Source organism: Affinundibacterium danionis, from assembly GCF_042432465.1.
Lineage (GTDB): Bacteria > Pseudomonadota > Gammaproteobacteria > Burkholderiales > Burkholderiaceae_D > Undibacterium > Undibacterium danionis.
In genome coordinates this window covers 550109-569531 of the sequence record NZ_JBHLXJ010000002.1, presented here as the reverse complement: position 1 = coordinate 569531, position 19423 = coordinate 550109, and the positions used below count along the sequence as shown (strand labels likewise).

Genomic DNA, 19423 nt, shown 5'->3' with positions numbered 1-19423 from the left:
AACAGCATGAGTAAAACTCTCATTTGCTTTCCTCCGCTTTTCCTCTGTACCCCCGTGTCTCTGTGTTTAGTGGCTTTGAATTTTATTCAGTCGTCGACAATTTCTTGCGCGACTTCGGCATATCCACAAAAATCACACTACCCTGCGGCTTCTTACCAAACAAAGCACCATCAGAAGTACCGCCTGAGCAACCATTACCAAAGGTAAATCCGCAACTACCTTTTTCGTTGAAACTATCTTCCACCATTTCTTTATGGGAGGATGGAATCACGAAGCGATCTTCGTAGTTGGCAATCGCCATGGTTTGATACATGTCTTCGACTTGGGCTGCCGTCAAATCAACTTGTTTCAAGACATCATGATCGAGTTGACCATGCACCACTTCCGAACGCTTGTAAGCACGCATCGCTAACATACGCTCTAAGGCTTTCAAGACTGGTTCTTCTTTACCAGCGGTCAACAAATTCGCTAAGTAACGCACCGGAATCCGCAAAGACTTCACATCAGGAATAATACCGTTCATGCCCATGTGACCTGCTTCTGCTGCTTTTTGAATGGGTGACAAAGGTGGTACATACCAAACCATAGGCAGCGTGCGGTATTCAGGATGCAATGGGAAGGCAATCTTCCATTCCATCGCCATTTTGTAGACGGGCGACTTCTGTGCTGAATCTATCCAACTCTCTGGAATACCATGCTTACGCGCCTCAGCAATCACGGCTGGATCATGCGGATCTAAGAAACAATCCAATTGCGCTTGATACAAATCTTGCTCATTCGGCGTCGATGCCGCTGCTTCGATTTTGTCTGCGTCATATAACAAGACACCGAGGTAACGGATACGACCTACGCAAGTTTCTGAACACACCGTTGGCTGACCTGCTTCAATACGTGGATAGCAGAAGGTGCATTTCTCCGCTTTGCCGGAACTCCAGTTGTAATAAATCTTTTTGTAAGGGCAACCAGAGATACACATACGCCAGCCACGGCACTTGTCTTGATCGACCAACACGATGCCGTCGTCTTCACGTTTGTAAATCGAGCCGGATGGGCAAGATGCGACACATGCTGGGTTCAGACAGTGCTCACACAAACGTGGCAAGTACATCATGAAAGTCGATTCAAAGGTGCTGTACATTTCTTTTTGCACCCCTTCGAATAAAGCATCACGACTACGTGAGCTAAATTCGCCGCCTAAGTCATCTTCCCAGTTCGGACCCCAAACGATCTTGTCCATTTTCTTGCCAGTGATGACAGAGATAGGACGTGCCGTCGGTGGTGTCTGTGACAAGGGCGCATTTTGCAGGCGCTCATAATCAAAAGTGAATGGCTCGTAATAATCATCAATGGATGGCAAATTTGGATTGGCAAAAATATTCGCCAAGATGCGCAATTTGCCACCTTGTTTTGGCTCTAATTTGCCAGCCTCGTTTCTATGCCAACCGCCCTTCCACTTGGCTTGATTTTCCCATTCTTTTGGGTAGCCAATACCCGGCTTGGTTTCGACGTTGTTGAACCACGCGTACTCAACACCGTCACGGCTGGTCCACACGTTCTTACAGGTCACGGAACAGGTGTGGCAACCGATACATTTATCCAGGTTCAACACCATGCCTACTTGTGCGCGAATTTTCATGACGCTGCTCCTTTTTCGTTCGCAAGTTGATTTGCAGCTTTAGCAGCGTATTCTTTATCGTGCGCAGCTTCGTCCAATCTTCCTTCTAACCAATCTACTTTTTTCATCTTACGCAACACCACAAATTCATCACGATTACTACCAACCGTTCCATAGTAATTAAAACCATAAGATAGCTGAGCATAGCCACCAATCATGTGGGTCGGCTTCAACACCGCACGAGTCACAGAGTTATGGATACCACCGCGCATACCGGAGAGTTCCGCACCTGGTGTATTAACGATTTTCTCTTGAGCGTGATACATCAAACACATGCCTTTTGGTACGCGCTGACTGACCACGACCCGCGCTGTCAACGTACCGTTACTATTAAACACCTCGACCCAATCGTTATCGACCAAACCGGCTTCTTTGGCTTCGATCTCAGAGACCCAAACGTGAGGGCCACCGCGTGACAAGGTCAACATACGCAAGTTATCAGAGTAAGTAGAATGGATACCCCACTTTTGATGCGGCGTGATCCAGTTCAACACGATCTCTTTTTCACCGTTAGGTGATTTGTTCAACATCGGCGCAACGGTCTTGGTATCGATCGCTGGCTTGTAGACACACAGGCCTTCACCAAAATCAAGCATCCAGCGGTGATCTTGGTAAAACTGCTGGCGACCGGTCAATGTGCGCCAAGGAATATATTCATGTACGTTGGTATAACCGGCGTTGTAGCTGACTTCTTCTGATTCCAAACCAGACCAAGTCGGCGCAGAAATAATCTTGCGTGGCTGTGCTTGCACATCGCGGAAACGGATTTTGTCATGCTCACGGCCAACAGCTAGATGCGTATGATCACGACCAGTAATCTTGCCCAAGGCTTCCCATGCTTTGACCGACACATGACCATTGGTTTCAGGTGCGAAAGTCAATATCATCTCGCAGCCATCAATCGCGCTTTCCAGACGTGGGCGCCCTTTACTGACGCCCTCTTCCGTCACCAGCTTGGTGATGCCACCGATTTCCTTGACTTCATGCTCGGTGTTCCAGTTGATGCCTTTACCACCGTTACCCAATTTGTCGAGCAAAGGTCCGATCGACGTGAACTTCTTGAAGATGTCTTTGTAATTTCGTTCTACCACGATCATATTTGGCGCTGTTTTACCAGGAATCAAATCGCACTCACCTTTTTTCCAATCTTTAGGCTCAAATGCTTGACCTAGTTCGCCCGGCGTATCGTGCATTAATGGTTGCAAGACGATGTCTTTGCGTGTGCCCAGATACTCACCACCGATTTCAGTAAATTTCTTAGCGATACCTTTGTAGATTTCCCAGTCAGTTTTGCTTTCCCACAATGGCTGCACCGCTTCACTCAATGGGTGAATGAAAGGATGCATGTCGGAGGTATTCAAATCATCTTTCTCGTACCAAGTCGCGGTCGGCAGAACAATATCGCCGTACAGGCAAGTCGTGCTCATACGGAAATCTAATACCACCAGCAAATCGAGTTTGCCTTCAGCAGCCACCGGACGGAACTTCACTTCCGATGGTTTGACCGCATCATAAGGATCATCAAACAAGGCATTTTGCGTACCCAATAAATACTTCAAGAAGTACTCGTGACCTTTGCCTGAACTACCTAAGATATTCGAACGCCACACAAACATATTGCGCGGGAAATTTTTTGGATTATCGGGATCATCGCAACTCATGTTCAGCGTACCTGCCTTGAGACCTTTGGTCAGATACTCAACAGGTTCGACACCGGCTTTCGCCGCCGCATCGCAAATATCCAGAGGATTAGTTTCCAACTGCGGTGCTGATGGCAACCAGCCTAGACGTTCGGATTTGGCATTCATATCGATCATGCTCATGTGGCTGATCTTGGACTTGTCTGCGGTCGGTGCCAGAATTTCATCCATCGCCAATTTCTCATGACGCCATTGGCTAGTGTGTGCATAGAAGAAGCTGGTACCGTTCATCTGGCGTGCAGGACGTACCCAATCACTAGCAAATGCCAAGGGTGCCCAGCCAAATTGTGGACGCAGTTTTTCTTGACCCACATAATGTGCCCAACCACCGCCAGATTTGCCGATGCAACCGCACATCATCAGCATATTAATAATGCCGCGATAAATCATATCGTTGTGGTACCAGTGATTCAGCGCAGCACCAACGATCACCATGCTCTTACCTTCAGTGTCATGCGCATTCTGTGCGAACTCACGTGCTACCTGGATCACCAAATCACGTTTGACCGTCGTATGTTTCTCTTGCCATGCAGGTGTATATGGCACGTCATCATCATAGGACGTAGCAACGGCACCACCTAAGCCTTGATCAACACCGTAGTTCGCCATTGACAAGTCGTAGACCGTCGCGACTAAGGCGACGCTACCGTCAGCCAGCGTGACACGTTTTGCAGGCAAATTACGTTGCAACATATCATTGGCATCAGCACCACCAAAGTAACTAAAGCCGACACTGACGATCTCATCATGCTTACCGATTAAACTCAATTGAGGGTCAATTTCGCGACCGGAACCGCCATCTTTGGCTTCCAGATTCCAACGACCAACTTTCGCACCATCATCAAACTTGCCTTCACCCCAGCGATAGCCGATAGAACCATTTGGCGAGACGATAGTGCCTGTTGTCTCATCAATCGCCAGTGTCTTCCAATCGCCATTATTCGCTTCATCTAAGCCGCCTGGCATCTGTGACGCGCGCAACATTTGATCTGGTACATAACAACCATTACGCTCAACCAGACGCACCAACATCGGCATGTCGGTGTATTGTTTAACATAGCTACGGAAATAAGCAGATTTATTCCCTAGATGGAATTCCTTCAGGATCACGTGACCCATCGCCATCGCGAGTGCGGCATCCGTACCTTGCTTAGGCGCCATCCAGATATCACCGAATTTGACCATCTCGCCGAAATCGCTAGAGACAGCCACCGTTTTGGTGCCCTTGTAACGCACTTCCGTGTAGAAATGAGCATCTGGTGTCCGTGTTTGCGGCACGTTAGAACCCCAGACCATCAAATAGGTAGAGTTGTACCAGTCCGCTGATTCAGGTACGTCAGTTTGTTCGCCCCAGACCTGTGGGCTAGACGGCGGCAAATCGCAATACCAATCATAGAAAGAAAGTGGCACGCCACCAATCAATGACAGGTAACGCGAACCTGCCGCGTAGGACACCATCGACATCGCTGGAATCGGTGAAAAACCGACCACGCGATCAGGACCAAATTTTTTGATCGTAAAGGCGTTCGATGCCGCAATGATTTCTTGCGCCGTATCCCAATCAGCACGCACAAAACCACCCAAACCACGCACAGATTTGTAGCGTGCGGCTTTTTCTGGATTTTGACTAATCGCTTCCCATGCTTGGATCGGGTCCATAGTCTTACGTGCCTCTTGCCACATTTCCATCAAACGACCACGTATCATAGGATATTTGACGCGCTGCGCAGAGTACACATACCAGCTATACGAAGCACCACGTGGGCAACCACGCGGCTCATGATTTGGCAAATCAGGACGGGTACGTGGATAATCGGTTTGTTGCGTTTCCCAGGTAATCAAACCATTCTTGACATACACCTTCCAAGAACAAGAACCGGTACAGTTCACGCCGTGCGTAGAACGCACAATCTTGTCATGCTGCCAGCGGCTGCGATACGCATTTTCCCACTGTCTATCCTCATCCACCACCGCACCATGTCCGTCAGAATAGGTGGATTTCACCTTAGACATAAACTTCAATCTATCCAGAAAATGACTCATCTCAAGCTCCTTGTTGTTTGAGATAGAGCGAACCTAATATTCACTCTACTTTGACATGATCAAAGTTTAGAGAGTTGAGTTGACTACGCCCATTCTTCGGAGCGGTGCCTAAGAGCAGGCGTTGGCACTAGACTGAGATAGTTCTTTAGAACTAGGTCGATTTTCTTAAGCGCTTGAAGATTGACTTGACTCAAGCTTGTAGAAAATAGGTGAAGAAATATCGACAAGATGCTGAGTTCTTCATTCCCTCATCGATAATAAAGAGGCTCATTTTCATGAGCCTTCAGTTAGCAAAAATCAATATTTAATCGCAAAAAAAATAGTATTGGGAGTGAAAGCAATGAAGCCCTCCCCCGTCCTCTATGCAGACCATTCACGTTGTCAAATTTGTTCATTTTCTAGTTCACTTAAACGATACACCTCAAGCAAGCCCTGATTGACCACTTGCGCTATGAGCGCTCGCTCCTCAGGCTGCGCATCGACATGAAATCGTTTACGTGCACCCTCTTGATTTAAAATTAAATGTACCGTGGCCGTTATACCAGCCTGCGCCAGACAAGCTTTCACGCAGGCTAGTGCACAGCCATCTAAAGCTAAAATGGGGCGACCAGATTGCGCAAGTTTTTGCAACGATGGCACACCACCGCCCACCCCGCTAATACAAGACATTTGCGCCCGCCCGGCTCTGTCCAATTCCAATGCACAGTCGTTAGCCAGTTGGGCAACACTGGAGCATCCTGAACATGAATATACCAGTGGTAGTTGCTCTAACATATGATGATCCTCGCAGACAAATGCTATACAAAGCTGCAAACAACTAGACTGATCCCGTATTCAAATCCGAATTCAGTTTTTCTGCGAGCAGATTCAACCAAGCTGGACGTTCACTCGCATCGATCCAATATTTCACCGCAATACCTAGCTCTGTATCGCCTTCGATTTTTAAGCGACGGCGAAAGAATAAAGTGTCGGCGTCTTCCAACGCAGTTGCCAGTCTCAAAAAATCCATCGCACAGGCGCTCAGACTGACGTCTGTGGATTGATGTTGGATGGCTTTAAAACGGCCATGATCACAACGAAAGCAAAGGCGTAGACCGAGATCTTCGACATAGATTTGAAATGTTTTGTCGTATAAATTTTCTGGTGCGATGAGCCAGCTGCGTTGTCGCGCCAGCGCCAATATCAACATTAAAGGTGCACTGGCAACAGGTGAAGGCAAGTGTTGGCCGATTTGGCCAAAGACACGGGGAAAACGAAAATCAGTGAGGTTCATCATAGAATAAATTTAGTTTGCATGAATTGGAATCGTCTGCCATTGCATGCCTGAACTACCGTTCCAATAGCCATTACAGCGCTCAGATTGCGGCGGCAAAAATTCAGGTTCAATCACCGGTACTTGTTCACGGCGGCGTGCGGCATCAAAGGCGTGGACGATTTGTTCCATATAGTTGGACTGCGCTTGCAGACGCAAGATATCGACTTGCAAGTTTTTGAGGGTGGGAATTTGCGGGCTTAAATCTAGGCAATTTGCGCTCTGCGTTTGTATGCCATTGATGGTCAGAAAATCGCTGTGCTCGCGGGTTTGTAATGCCAGTCCATCGGGATAATGTTCACAGCGAAACTCGCAATTATCTTTGCGCAGGCGATGATGGCGGGCAGTGAAGCAGCGAGAAGAAAAGGCAAGCGCCATGCGTCCCCATACTTGCACTTCTGTTTCTAAACCAACTGGCCGTTGCGCCTGCAATACCGCCAAATCCGCACCACTTAATTCGATTGGCGGAGTAAAGCGCATCGCTCCCAATTCACGCAACCAATTCAAGGTGCCAGTGTGATAGACATTTAAATGCGGTCCCGCGACAAAAGGCCGTCCTTGCATTGCACGTACGGCGCTAAAATCATTCGCTTCGATCAGCAAATCTTCAGCGACCGCCGCATCAATCAATTTATGCATGGCTCGTCGATCAGCTTCGTTATCAATCAAAGTTAAGCTTGAAAGCACCACTTGTTTACCCGCATCGCGACAAGCTTTCGCCAAACCAATCCAATCCGGCAAACGCATCACATGCCGACGCGAACAAATGACTTCACCCAGATAAATAATATCCACAGGCCAGTTCATCGCCTCTACATAGAACTGCATTGTGGCGTCTTTAGACCAGTAATAAGACAGTGGTGCGAGGGATAGTTTCATAAGGTCTTTAAGTATATATTTTCAAACAAACGATAGGACGACGACCAGTGAATCTAATACGCCATAATCGTGCTCAGGAATTCAACTCTATGGATGCATGGCTAGGTGCCAAACACTGCAATTCGTCAGTATTGCGAGTATTGGCAACACCGTAATCTGCCCTGAGATTGGATTTACAAACTACGCTCATTTCCAGGGGCGTTCGAATGCTCCTTGTGTCACCTGCGCTCCCTCAGCATGTTTCGCCAAGCTCGCGTTCCAATCCGGCCTCGCTGTATATCGCTCAGGATCACGTTCAGCTGAATCCAGCGCTGCGCGCAAAGTCCCAACCACTTGTGACACATAATTTGGACTACGTTGACGACCTTCAATCTTGATCGCTTTCACGCCCATTTTAAGCAACTGCGGAAGCAAGCCGATGGCATTCAAACTGGTCGGTTCTTCTAAAGCGTAATCGACTTGCCCTTCTACTTCAAAACGACCTTTGCACAGTTTCGGATAACCAGCCGCTTCGTTCGGTGCGTAGCGGTCGATTAAGGTGCCGCTCAAACGCGCGGATAAAACCTTGTCTTTTTCTTCCCAGCTAACAGCATGACCAGGCGAGCATACGCCTTTATTATTCGGTGAATCACCCGTGACATAACTCGATAACAGACAACGTCCTTCAGCCATCACACATAAGCTACCGAAGCCAAACACTTCAATTTCAACCTCGGTCTGACGAATGATTTTTTCAATTTCAGTCAGTGTTAATACGCGTGGCAAAACAGCGCGACGTATGCCAAATTGTTCGCGCATCAATTCGATTGCATCGACGGTAGTGGATGAACTCTGCACGGATAAATGCAAACGTACATCAGGATAACGATGGCGTGCGTAGGCCATTAAGCCGGGGTCGGCCAAGATGATAGCATCGGCACCCAGCAATACAGCGGTGTCGATTGCAGCATGCCATTCTTGAGCCATGCGTGCTTGCGGATAGGTATTGATGGCAAATAGCACTTGTTTGCCACGTTGGTGTGCGTATTCCACACCGAGTCGGATATCGGTATCGGTAAAATTTAAGCCACCAAAATTGCGCGCATTGGTAGCATTGCGTAAGCCTAAATAGACGGCATCGGCGCCTTTGTCGACAGCCGCTTTGAGGGCAACTAAGCTGCCTGCGGGCGCTACAAGATCGAGATTTTTCATGCGCAAGATGGTAGCGATACGCTGTAGGCGTGTCTTTGTCTTAGGTCAATGAAATCATGGATACACCATTTGGTTCTGTATCGAGAAGTCTAATAAAGCCGCAAAAATATAATTCAAAAATATTGAACATCAAACTTAGCCACCCACAAGTGTGTCGTCAACGACTATCTAGATGAAATTCATTACTCTCACGGATCTGAATATCGGCAACAAGCAAGCATTGAAAACCATCACCATCATAAACAATGGTCTAAGTATCGAGCGGGTTATCAATCTGCATGCGATACAAAGTAGCGATCAAATCCGTTTGTGTAATCACACCTTGCAACTCGCCACTCGAATTCAAAATCGGAACAGAATGCAGACCAAGATCGGTAAAAAGCGCCACCAGTTCAAGGATATCGGAATCGTCTACTTTAGCCTGGACTGAAGTGTTCATGATATGACCTGCAACTTCATATCTACTACCAGTCAAACGATGCGCATTCTCCAGCAATTGCCGCAAACGCAGATCGAAATCATGGTAAACATCAAGACCCGCATTTTTTAAGAAATCAATGAGACTTATTGTTCCAATCACTTTTCTTTGATCGTCAATGACTGGGAGTGTTTTGACTTTATGGGTTCGTAATAATTGCCAACACTCTTCAAGCCTCGTTTCAAATTTAACTGTGACGACATGACGTGACATGATTTCACTACACCGAATAACGCCGTGTCGCCGGCGTTGCACTTGTATCTCGGTATTCGTAATCAATGTTTGTAAATCAGTTCGACTAATATCGAGTAGTTTTCCATGCTTAGCCAAGATAACATCGAGATCAGCACTGGTAACACCTAGTCTAGCGCTTATTTGCGGATCACCTGTTTGATGCAAATTCTCGCTTAGTCTTGCCGATTGTGGATAATTCACCTTTCGCAAATGGTGAAAACCTGCCGCGATGACGACCAAACAAGTCGACTGCAGCACGACGGATTCCAATACAAAATACCATTCAAGACGCTCTATTTGTGTCCCTCCAAGCACAGCCAAAAGTGCAACCGCACCGCCTGGTGGATGTAGGCTACGCGTAGCAAACATCGGCCAAACAGCAAGCGAGGCCACAACGGGATGATGGCCTAACAAAGCCGCACACGCGACGCCAATACTAGCGGATATAAAATTGCCAAAGCAAACCGACCAAGGTTGCGCTAAAGGGCTAGATGGTAGGGCAAATATGAGTATAGAAGTCGCTCCCATTGGCGCCACCAATAAAGGAATCGAACCAAATCGTCCCCCAATTAAATAGCTGGATAAAGTCGCGAATAACAAACTCAGTAAAGCACCTGAAGCAACAACGAAACGTTCCTTATGCCCCAACGTGGTTGGTAGAGGAAGGAATCGTCCCAATACTGCTTTAACATCTGAAAGATAAAAGCTTTTACTCACTATAGATAATCACCAAGATTTGGTATTAATACGTCAACTTGTAGGCAGCTTAATGTTCCACTGGTTCTGTCTTATCTCCAAGTGATTTCCTTGCGATAGATCAATAAAATCAAACGCAGAATAAGCCCAGAAGCAATTGTGATAATAATCATTGATGAAGCCAGCTACGTAGCTGATAATAATTTCACTGGCGCTGGGATGTCTGAAGCCGCAATTTGCTTTCAAAATCGATGCGAAAGTGCTAGTTCTTATTGAGTGCTTGCCGGCGCCCCAGCCACTTTCTGCTGTACTCTCTAACGAAATAGCGAACTTAGCTTGCGATTTTCAGAAATTGGGGGATACCAATTACAGGCTACTTTATTTCGATCGCAAGACTGTCTCGATACGAACTTACAAGCAAATCTGCCAAACGAGGATTTGGATGAGACAACGCCGCAAACTCTTCACAAACCATTCTCCGAGTTAATATTTCGACAGAATTATTGGAGCACATTGCAACGCATCCAAAGACTTAGATCTTACCGCTTGGGTAGCTGGAAATAGCTAGTGCAAAGAGTCGATGTACTCCAAGAGTGCAAAACGCAATGGTCGCCACATACCCAACTAGAAATACAGGAAATGGTAGAACACCGTAAGCTAATGACTTAGCCACGCCTAAAAAGCTCCCATACAGTAAGCTGCCAGTCGAAATGCCAAACATCAAATTGCGACGTGCCACCGAAGCAGTTTGCATAGTTTTTTGAATCATGAATGATGTGATTCCCCATATCAGGACGAGGCTGACCTTTGTCCATAATTTTGGATTATTTAGATATTCAGAGAGACTGCTCTGATAGATGCCTGCAACGATCAAGAGCGCGCCTGAGATCCACAAATGTGTTTCACCCCACGAGAAAATCTTTCGCCAAAGTGGCTGACTGATTTCGTCACCACGCATGACACGAGAGGAATGAAACACCGACATCATCGCTGCAACAGTCGCAATGACATGATAGAAAGCGGCGAAAGCAATAATACATTTAGTGACCATATTCAACTCATCAAAACCCAATGATTATCAAGCGCCATCGGCTTTGGCCATGCCAAAAATGCTGGTTTTGCATTAATGTGCCACCGAATCAGACCAACTGCAGTCGCGACTAAGACGCCACCTCCTGGCTGAGGCCCACTCCAATCAGTCAAGGCATATGCTTCATCCATCTCGACAATGGGCAACAATTTGTCGGGCTGCCCTGGATGCCACAGCTGCGCAATCCCAGCTTTGTTACTGGAAAGTGCAAATCCACCATTCCAAGCTGAAGTGATGTCTCCTGCATAACCATGTCCATCATTCTCGCGGCTAGGCGTACTTAATTTTTCTCCGTCGAAAATCGCCAATATCGGTGCAGTGGCGCGTTGAGTCTTCTGGTCATGCTCTGCTTGCATAGCGATGCCTAGCCTAAGTTTGCCGTCCATTGGCGAGCGACTCCAAGCAATGTGACGCATACTGAGACGCGGGTCATCCAATGCCCAGCGTTCCATTTGGTGTCCATTTTTACCATCTAGGCGGACCAGACTAGAATCCATACGATGCAAGTCGTACTTCTTATCTGACAGCGAGCGTCGCACCCCGCCATTGGCAATCAAGAGTCTGCCCGCCTCGTCAATCAGCGCTTGGTGTGGTTCAATACCACCACTTGCCCACTCATCAAGTTTTTTGAGACTGTGAGGATCACGTACACCGATACGTCCCTGATCATTTTTATAGTCGATCTCGGTTGTGTAAAGCAGCTCTTCACCCGCAACGATATGACCACTTAAGCGCACACTTGGCGATTCAGCTGTGACATCGATTTGTTGCACAATTTTGCCTTTGCCGTCGCATCTCATGAGCCACGTGCCGGGACGTACACCATTGACTAGCAATCCACCACCGACTTCAGCTACCAAACCGTGTGGGCGCGTAGGCAGAGCGACCTGATAACGAATTTCCAAGGTCTTGCGTTCCCAATTTGCAGCTAATACACCTGCATAGTGTGTGTCACCCGCGTTAGGTCCGCGCCAAGAGGCCCCGATGAGACTTATTTGCTCACTGCCCCCTTCAAGCTCCCCCTTCTGAAACCTTGGGTTCATAGAAAATGATGTCTGTGGCACCAAGCCAAGTGCAGCGAGAGAATACAGGAAGCGGCGACGATTTAAAGAGGTACTCATAGTAGAAATAACATGATTCATGTACGTTGAAAAACGTAAACGTAAATCATTCTCATTTCTATTTGCAATGACTTGAATCAATAGAAGCACACTTCATCAACAAAGATGCCCTGTTGAAGCGACCAAGATCGCTAAGCTATTTCTCTAAATAGACGAGTAAACAACTCTAACAGGCCGAATTGACATGTGCACTAATTTGCTCCATTTGCCAGACATAACTTTAAAAAACCTAAAAAATGTGAAATCCGGCCCACGCTAACCTCATTAGAAACGGAGAGATTCAAATGCACAAGTATATTTCTCAGTGCCATATCGCCCCCATCAAAGCGAATCAGAGGCACCTAGCCCTAATTAAAAGGTAAATCCTTGTCCGTTTGTTCGATACATATTCCATGAATATAGAAAGCAATTGATTTCCATCAAATGCGAATGATTCTCATTAATGATAGAATCTGCTTTGTATTAATTGCTTTAGATCTTCCAGACTTACTCTAAAGCTGCACCACGCCAGCATTCGCCAGCCTCTGATAGAAAGCTACTCCGCAGATTCATTTGGAACTCAAGGTCTGCGCTTACTTTCTTCTTTCATTTCTTCATTTAAAAATAAGCTTACCAGCTTAGCTGGATAGCGTTTGTTTGCTTGGGAATCCTATGCGTAAAGTCATTTCATCAAATCGCCCTATCAGTCATCGTCATCAACTGGCATTAGCAATTGCAACGATATTTGCACAACAACTAGCAATGGCACAAAGTCAGACGGCGCCACCAAAAAGTCAGGATTTAGGAACCACAGTGGTAACAGCCACACGAATCGAAACTCAAGCAGAGAACGTCTCGGGTACGGTCACCAGCATAGAGCGCAAAGTGTTAGATCGTCGTTTTATCGGTAGTAGTGCTGATTTGTTTAAAGATGAGCCGGATATTGCAATGGCAAAAGACTTGCGGCGCTTTGGTGCGACACGCGTCAATATAAGGGGGATTGAGGACAATCGGGTTTTGCAGACAGTCGATGGGGTTCGCTTACCCGACTACTACAATGGTGGTGGGCCAACCAATTTCACCATGAGCGCAACGCCAGGTAGCATGCCAGACTTCCTAAAACAAGTGGAAGTTGTTCGCGGTGCAGCGTCAAGCTTGTATGGCTCGGATGCACTGGCTGGTGTCGTTGGCTATATCACACTAAAACCACAGGATCTTTTAGGCTCTGAACAAACTACAGCAACACGACTCAAGTTAAGCTACAACGGCAGCAATCAAGGGTGGACAAAAACTGCTTTGTTTGCAGCTCGCACTGGTAGTGTCGATTGGTTGTTTGGCGCTTCACACAATTCTGCGCAAGAAACAAAAAACAAAGGTGAAGATGCGTCCAAATCACCTGCGCGCAGTAAGCCAAATCCACAAGACAACACCGATTACGGTGTCCTGACAAAAGCAATTTGGCGTCCCGAGCTAGGTCACAAATTAAGCTGGACGATTGAAGGACGAGAAAGCCAATCTGAAAATGACATATTACGTTTAGCCGCCTCTATGCCTAAGCTCACCAGCATGCAAGGTGATGATCAGGTTCGACGAGTACGCGGTAGTCTTGAATGGGAACATCAGCCCCAACAGGCTTGGTATGATCGATTCAGTGCGCGTCTCTTTACCCAAAATGCACAGACGCATAATCACAATATTGCACTCCGTAGAAATACTTCAGCAACTTGTTCGGCTGCTGCGGGTGCAGGAAATAACTGCGCACTCGATCAAGACTTCTTTTTTGACCAATCAACGCGCGGTCTGAACACCCTAGTCGAAAAGGCTTGGGAAACAGCTGGTTTAACCCATATCGTTAGCGGTGGTTTGGATTGGAGTCGGATACAGGTTGAAGAGAAACGGGATGCGAAAATTCGCAATGAAACAACCGGAATAAATTTAAATAGTCTGGCTGGAGAAACCTATCCCTTGCGCGATTTCGCCAACGGCAGAACCACGCAAACAGGCTTATTTATACAAGATGAAATCGACGGACTTGCAAATGGCGCCCTGCAATTAGCGATGGGAGTACGCTATGATCGTACTCAGCTTAGTCCAGAAATTGATGCTTTAGCTCAGCAAACATTGAGCTTATTGGGCAGAACGCTGAGCGCTCCTACCCATAGCGCTGTATCTCCAAAAATTAGCGCACGCTGGCGCATTGATCCATCTTTGCAAGCCTACGCACAACTAGCAAAAGGTTTCCGCGCACCAAACTATTCAGAAGTGAATGGCGCGTTTCGTAATTCTAGTCAATTCTACTCAGTTGTCCCGAATGCCGATCTCAAACCAGAGACCAGCAATGGTCTTGAACTGGGATTGCGAGGCAACTCAGATAACATGCGTTGGCACATCGCCATCTTCGACAACCGTTATCGAGATTTTATCGAGACAGTTCAATTGAGTTGCCCTAGCGATCCACGCTGTTATGCCCCCAGCCCAGCGTGGCGAACCAATACCTCAATCAATCTCACCAAGGTACGCATCTACGGTGCAGAAACGCGTAGCAGTTGGACTTTAGCACCATCATGGCAAGCAGACTTTGCACTTGCTTACAGCCATGGTGAAAATCAGGATAATCATCAAGCTCTCAACTCGATTGAACCCATGCGTGCTAGTGCTGGGCTAATGTATCAAACCACAGCTTGGGGCCTAGAAACTCGAATTCGTGGCGCAGCACGAAAAAAAGATGTGAACGATACACCGAGTCCCTATTTCAAGCCCGCAGCCTATGCAACCGTAGATCTGAGTACATGGTGGTCGCCGTCTAAACACTACCGCATTCAGGCAGGTATCAGCAATTTGCTGGATAAAAAATATTGGCTCTGGAGTGACATACGCCAAGCCGACGCACCGAATCCACAAGGTGTGGCGTTTTATTCTCAGCCAGGACGTTCCCTCCACCTAAGTTTACAGGCTGATTTCTAATGTCATTCTTACGTACACTTGTCGTCACTTTGACGCTATTCAGTGCGCTCGTTAGCTCTTCCGTTCTTGGTGCGGAAGAGCCATCGAAATCCATCCTATTTATCGCAACGTCGAATGTCCCTACGGGTAAATTCCGTCTATTAAATGAAATAGCAGCGCCACTAGGATTAAAGGTAGAAGTTAGGTATGTCGATAAATTACCCGCCGATACCGATGCAGGTTTGTTTACTCCATACGCAGCTGTATTTATCGATTCTTATTTACAAGATTACGTTAAAGGACGTTTATCCAAAGCATTACCCGGATTGAAATTACCTTGGGTTTGGTTATATCAAGCACAAGCATCGTTCGGTCAATTTCCTGAGGAAACCGCCAAGCGACTTTTAACGCACTACTCTCAAGGTGGTCGAAAAAATTTTGAGGCATTCTTTAAAGTGCTCCAAGCTCACTTGCAACATCGTCATTTTGCTGGAATTCCCGCACCGATCATCTACCCTGCGCAGGGAATTTATCATCCGCTAGCCAACGGAGAAATTTTCTCCAGCGTCGATAGTTTTAAAAACTGGCGAGTGCGACAAGGGCAATCGGTTTCAGCCCTATCCCCGGTCGTTGCGATTTTGATTCATCAGCAATATTTATCGTCCGAGCAAACCTCTTGGTTTGACGATTTGGTGCAACGAATAGAAGCACGTGGCGCAATCGCCATGCCAGTCTATGCCGCCGCAACCGAGAGCGTCATCCCATTTCTGAGTCGAGATGGGAAAAGCCTGGTGGATTTAATCATTAACACCCAAATCATGCTAGCGCCAGAGCTCAGGAAAATTGACTTTGCCGGATTAGGTGTTCCCGTATTACAAGCAACTGCTTACCGTCGCGGTGATAGTAAGGAATGGCGTGCAGATCAGCAAGGCTTGGCCTTGGCCGATGTTCCTTTCTATTTGGCACAATCTGAATACACGGGCATCAGCGACATCATGATTATTGCAGCACATGACAAGAGCGCAGATCAAATCGTAGCAATTCCAGAACAAAGTCAAGCACTCGTAGACAAAGCACTGCGCATGCTAGCACTTCAGCAAAAGCCACATGCAGAGAAGCGCTTGGGGCTGATGTTCTGGAACTATCCACCTGGAGAAAAAAATCTGTCGGCGTCTTATCTGAATTTGCCAAGGAGTTTAGTGCAAACTTTAGAGGCCTTACGCAAGGATGGCTATCAAACAAGTGTGCACGATGAAACAACACTCACCAGTAACTTGCAGCGTCTGCTCGCCCCTTCTTATCGTGACGGCGAATTGCCTGGTCTCTTACGCGACGACCTGGCAGAATTATTTCCTGTTGCAAGCTATCGATCATGGCTACAGCAACAAACAAAAGAAGTTCAAGATGCCTTGAATCAGCGCTGGGGAGACCCAGAGCGTTCGGCGATGACGATACAAAAAGGAGGTCAAAGTTACTTTGTCGTGCCGCGCTTTAAACTCGGTAATCTGGTGCTGCTGCCCCAAGCACCACGCGGGGAAAAATGGGAGGAAAAGGAAAAAGCTTTATACCATCATCCCAAAGCACTTCCCTCACATTTTTATCTCGCCAGCTACCTATGGCTGCGCCAACAATTCAAAGCAGACGCCTTAATTCATTACGGCACCCACGGCTCACAAGAATGGTTGCCAGGTAAAGAAAGGGGCTTGTCCGTGTATGACTACCCATTGCTGGCATTAGGGGATCTACCTGTGATCTACCCCTACATTGTCGATAATATTGGCGAAGCTTTACAAGCTAAACGACGTGGGCGTGCGGTGACGATCACACATCTGACACCTGCTTTTACGCCCGCAGGATTGCACGATTCTTTGATCGAAATTCATGATTTACTGCACGCATGGTTGGCACAAGATCTGGGTGCGGTCAAAGACAAAATTGCACAAGATTTTATAAAACGCGTTAAAGCACAAAAAATCGATAAAGATTTAGCATGGAGCGACGACAAAATAGTGCATGACTTCCAAGGCTTTGTCACGCTGGTGCATGATCATTTACACGAACTAGCGCAAACTGCGCAGCCACTAGGACTACACACATTTGGGGTTGCACCACAACATACGCGTCGTATCGGTACCGTACTATTGATGCTAGGTCGCGGCTACTGGGAAGCAGTTGGCCGCTGGGCAAAAGTGAAAAACGATGATTTAGACGAAGTGATGGTAGGTGACTATCGCCAACTTCAAAAAAATCTCGCCTACCGGATGATGGATGACTATATTTTAGAACAGAAGATTCCAGAAAATTTACCAATTGCGTTACAAGAAAAACTGAAATTGGCACATAGTTGGTATCAGTCTTTAGCTGCGCAACAAGAACAAACGAGCTTATTACAAGCCTTAGATGGACGATACATACCAAGCTCGTATGGCGGTGATCCAATCAAAAATCCTGATGCCTTGCCTACTGGTCGCAACTTATATGGTTTTGATCCATCTCGGATACCGACTCAGCAAGCATGGGCCGCGGGCAAGGAGGCGCTTGATAAATTACTTCTCGCACATCAGCAAAAACACGGTAGTTCACCGCGTAAATTGACTTTTTCACTGTGGTCCGTAGAAACCATGCGTCATCAAGGTATTTTGGAAGCGCAAGCACTCTGGGCTTTGGGCGTAGAACCAGTATGGGATGCGGGTGGACGTGTAACGGGTGTACGCTTAATTCCGAGAGAGCAATTAGGACGTCCTCGCGTCGATGTGGTGCTCTCTGTGACTGGGCTCTATCGAGATCAATTCCCCAACACTATGCAGCAATTAGCCAAAGCGGTTCAGCTCGCGGCACAAGCTAAGGAAACGGATAATGCGGTTGCTCAGAATAGCCTAAAAATGGCAGCAAAACTCCGAGAAGCAGGCCTACCTGAAGACCAGATCAATAACGCTGCACAAACACGCATATTTTCGTCGGAATCTGGTCGCTACGGCACAGGACTAGACGACGCGACCTTGGCCAGCGGCAGCTGGAAAAATAAAGAAGACGGTGATAAAAAACTCGCGCAACTCTATTTAAGTCGTATGCAATTTGCTTACGGAGCAGACCAAAGTCAATGGGGCAGCAAGCTTGATGCGGTAAATCTGTATGCCGAAGCTTTGCGGGGAACCGATGCTGCGGTGCTGTCGCGCAGTTCAAATCTCTACGGCATGCTGACCACCGACGATCCCTTCCAATATCTTGGCGGAATCTCTTTAGCGGTACGACATCTAGATGGAAAGCCGCCGGAGTTATACATTTCAAATTTACGTGAGGCGGGTCAAAACGGATCAGGAAAAGTAGAGAGTGCAGCAGGGTTTCTCGCAAAAGAACTCGCAACACGAAATTTTCATCCAGGTTATATCAAGGGACTGATGGCTGAGGGATACGCCGGCACGCTACAAATTGTCGATTCAATGAATAATTTCTGGGGCTGGCAAGCAGTCGCACGTGAAGTCGTGCGTGATGATCAATGGCAAGAGTTTGTCGATGTCTATGTCAAAGACAAACATCAATTGGGCTTAAGAAAATGGTTTCAGGAAAATAATCCTCATGCCTTAGCGCAGACCATTGAACGGATGTTAGAAGCTGCACGCAAAGACTATTGGAAAGCAGATGCGGCAACAGTGACTGAACTAAAGCGCGAGTATTTAGCGCTGGCGAAGCAACATGACGTCACCACAGACAATGCTGCGTTTTCGGAGTTTATTGGTCTTGGTCAACAAGCTCTACCATCTGCACCGGGGAAACCCTACCCTGCTTCTAGATCAAATACAAAGACAGATGCGAATGACAGCGCTAAGCCGCCTTCACAGCCAGTCAAAGTTGCAAGCCCACAAGCAGTTCCCGTTGTAAAAGGCATTCAACTTCAGAAACTGTCGACCTTGCCCAATACAACACCGAGCAATCCTTGGCATCAATCTGAGTTGTGGGGATTGATCGCCATGTTATTGGCATTTATGAGCGGCGTGTTTTTGCAATTAAGGTGGAAAAATCAGCTTAAACAAATTATCTAAAGTATCAGCAACAGTACCAGATCCAGCACCCATTTTATTTTT

11 protein-coding genes are annotated in these 19423 nt (G+C 47.1%); 2 read left to right on the top strand and 9 right to left on the bottom strand.

From position 1 onward, the window contains the following. Window positions 1–82 precede the first annotated feature (82 nt). The 9 genes from narH to ACFFJH_RS02470 all read right to left on the bottom strand — a co-directional run bounded on the left by narH (window position 83) and on the right by ACFFJH_RS02470 (window position 12419). On the bottom strand, window positions 83–1636 hold the full coding sequence (gene narH / locus ACFFJH_RS02510) for a nitrate reductase subunit beta (protein WP_390209806.1): 1554 nt from the start codon (window positions 1634–1636) through the stop codon (window positions 83–85). Then, the gene (locus tag ACFFJH_RS02505; protein ID WP_390209805.1) at window positions 1633–5418 is read right to left on the bottom strand and encodes a nitrate reductase subunit alpha; all 3786 of its coding nucleotides are present in this window, start codon (window positions 5416–5418) and stop codon (window positions 1633–1635) included. Before ACFFJH_RS02505 ends, narH begins: the two co-directional genes overlap by 4 nt. Window positions 5419–5799: 381 nt before the next feature. Further along, window positions 5800–6192, bottom strand: coding sequence for a putative zinc-binding protein (locus tag ACFFJH_RS02500; protein ID WP_390209804.1), 393 nt, complete (start codon window positions 6190–6192; stop codon window positions 5800–5802). 43 nt (window positions 6193–6235) lie between these two features. Continuing rightward, window positions 6236–6694: a ubiquinone anaerobic biosynthesis accessory factor UbiT gene (ubiT, locus tag ACFFJH_RS02495; protein ID WP_390209803.1), complete on the bottom strand. Its 459-nt coding sequence runs from the start codon at window positions 6692–6694 to the stop codon at window positions 6236–6238. 9 nt (window positions 6695–6703) lie between these two features. Further along, window positions 6704–7609, bottom strand: a complete 906-nt coding sequence (gene ubiV / locus ACFFJH_RS02490; RefSeq protein ID WP_390209802.1) for a ubiquinone anaerobic biosynthesis protein UbiV — start codon at window positions 7607–7609, stop codon at window positions 6704–6706. A 186-nt stretch (window positions 7610–7795) separates the two neighbouring features. Beyond that, window positions 7796–8800 (bottom strand): ubiquinone anaerobic biosynthesis protein UbiU, encoded by a 1005-nt coding sequence (gene ubiU / locus ACFFJH_RS02485; protein ID WP_390209800.1) that lies wholly within the window; start codon window positions 8798–8800, stop codon window positions 7796–7798. Window positions 8801–9050: 250 nt separating this feature from the next. Next, window positions 9051–10229: an HPP family protein gene (locus ACFFJH_RS02480; protein WP_390209799.1), complete on the bottom strand. Its 1179-nt coding sequence runs from the start codon at window positions 10227–10229 to the stop codon at window positions 9051–9053. Between the two features lie 511 nt (window positions 10230–10740). After that, a complete protein-coding gene (locus ACFFJH_RS02475) occupies window positions 10741–11259 on the bottom strand; it encodes a hypothetical protein (RefSeq protein ID WP_390209798.1) in 519 nt (172 codons plus the stop codon). A gap of 2 nt (window positions 11260–11261) precedes the next feature. Next, complete coding sequence (locus ACFFJH_RS02470; protein WP_390209797.1) at window positions 11262–12419, bottom strand: DUF1513 domain-containing protein; 1158 nt, start codon at window positions 12417–12419, stop codon at window positions 11262–11264. Window positions 12420–13070: 651 nt separating this feature from the next. Here ACFFJH_RS02470 and ACFFJH_RS02465 point away from each other — a divergent pair. Together ACFFJH_RS02465 and cobN are read left to right on the top strand one after the other, a co-directional pair. Continuing rightward, window positions 13071–15362 carry a TonB-dependent hemoglobin/transferrin/lactoferrin family receptor gene (locus tag ACFFJH_RS02465; protein ID WP_390209795.1) on the top strand — a complete coding sequence of 764 codons (2292 nt, stop codon included), beginning with the start codon at window positions 13071–13073 and terminating at the stop codon, window positions 15360–15362. Continuing rightward, a complete protein-coding gene (gene cobN, locus ACFFJH_RS02460; protein WP_390209793.1) occupies window positions 15362–19381 on the top strand; it encodes a cobaltochelatase subunit CobN in 4020 nt (1339 codons plus the stop codon). Before ACFFJH_RS02465 ends, cobN begins: the two co-directional genes overlap by 1 nt. The last annotated feature ends 42 nt before the right edge of the window (window positions 19382–19423 follow it).

Coding starts and splice junctions, on each gene's coding strand:
- ACFFJH_RS02500 (WP_390209804.1), bottom strand. CDS start 6,192: ATGTTAGAGCAACTACCACTGGTATATTCATGTTCAGGATGCTCCAGT.
- ACFFJH_RS02505 (WP_390209805.1), bottom strand. CDS start 5,418: ATGAGTCATTTTCTGGATAGATTGAAGTTTATGTCTAAGGTGAAATCC.
- ubiT (WP_390209803.1), bottom strand. CDS start 6,694: ATGATGAACCTCACTGATTTTCGTTTTCCCCGTGTCTTTGGCCAAATC.
- ubiU (WP_390209800.1), bottom strand. CDS start 8,800: ATGAAAAATCTCGATCTTGTAGCGCCCGCAGGCAGCTTAGTTGCCCTC.
- ubiV (WP_390209802.1), bottom strand. CDS start 7,609: ATGAAACTATCCCTCGCACCACTGTCTTATTACTGGTCTAAAGACGCC.
- cobN (WP_390209793.1), top strand. CDS start 15,362: ATGTCATTCTTACGTACACTTGTCGTCACTTTGACGCTATTCAGTGCG.
- ACFFJH_RS02475 (WP_390209798.1), bottom strand. CDS start 11,259: ATGGTCACTAAATGTATTATTGCTTTCGCCGCTTTCTATCATGTCATT.
- narH (WP_390209806.1), bottom strand. CDS start 1,636: ATGAAAATTCGCGCACAAGTAGGCATGGTGTTGAACCTGGATAAATGT.
- ACFFJH_RS02465 (WP_390209795.1), top strand. CDS start 13,071: ATGCGTAAAGTCATTTCATCAAATCGCCCTATCAGTCATCGTCATCAA.
- ACFFJH_RS02470 (WP_390209797.1), bottom strand. CDS start 12,419: ATGAGTACCTCTTTAAATCGTCGCCGCTTCCTGTATTCTCTCGCTGCA.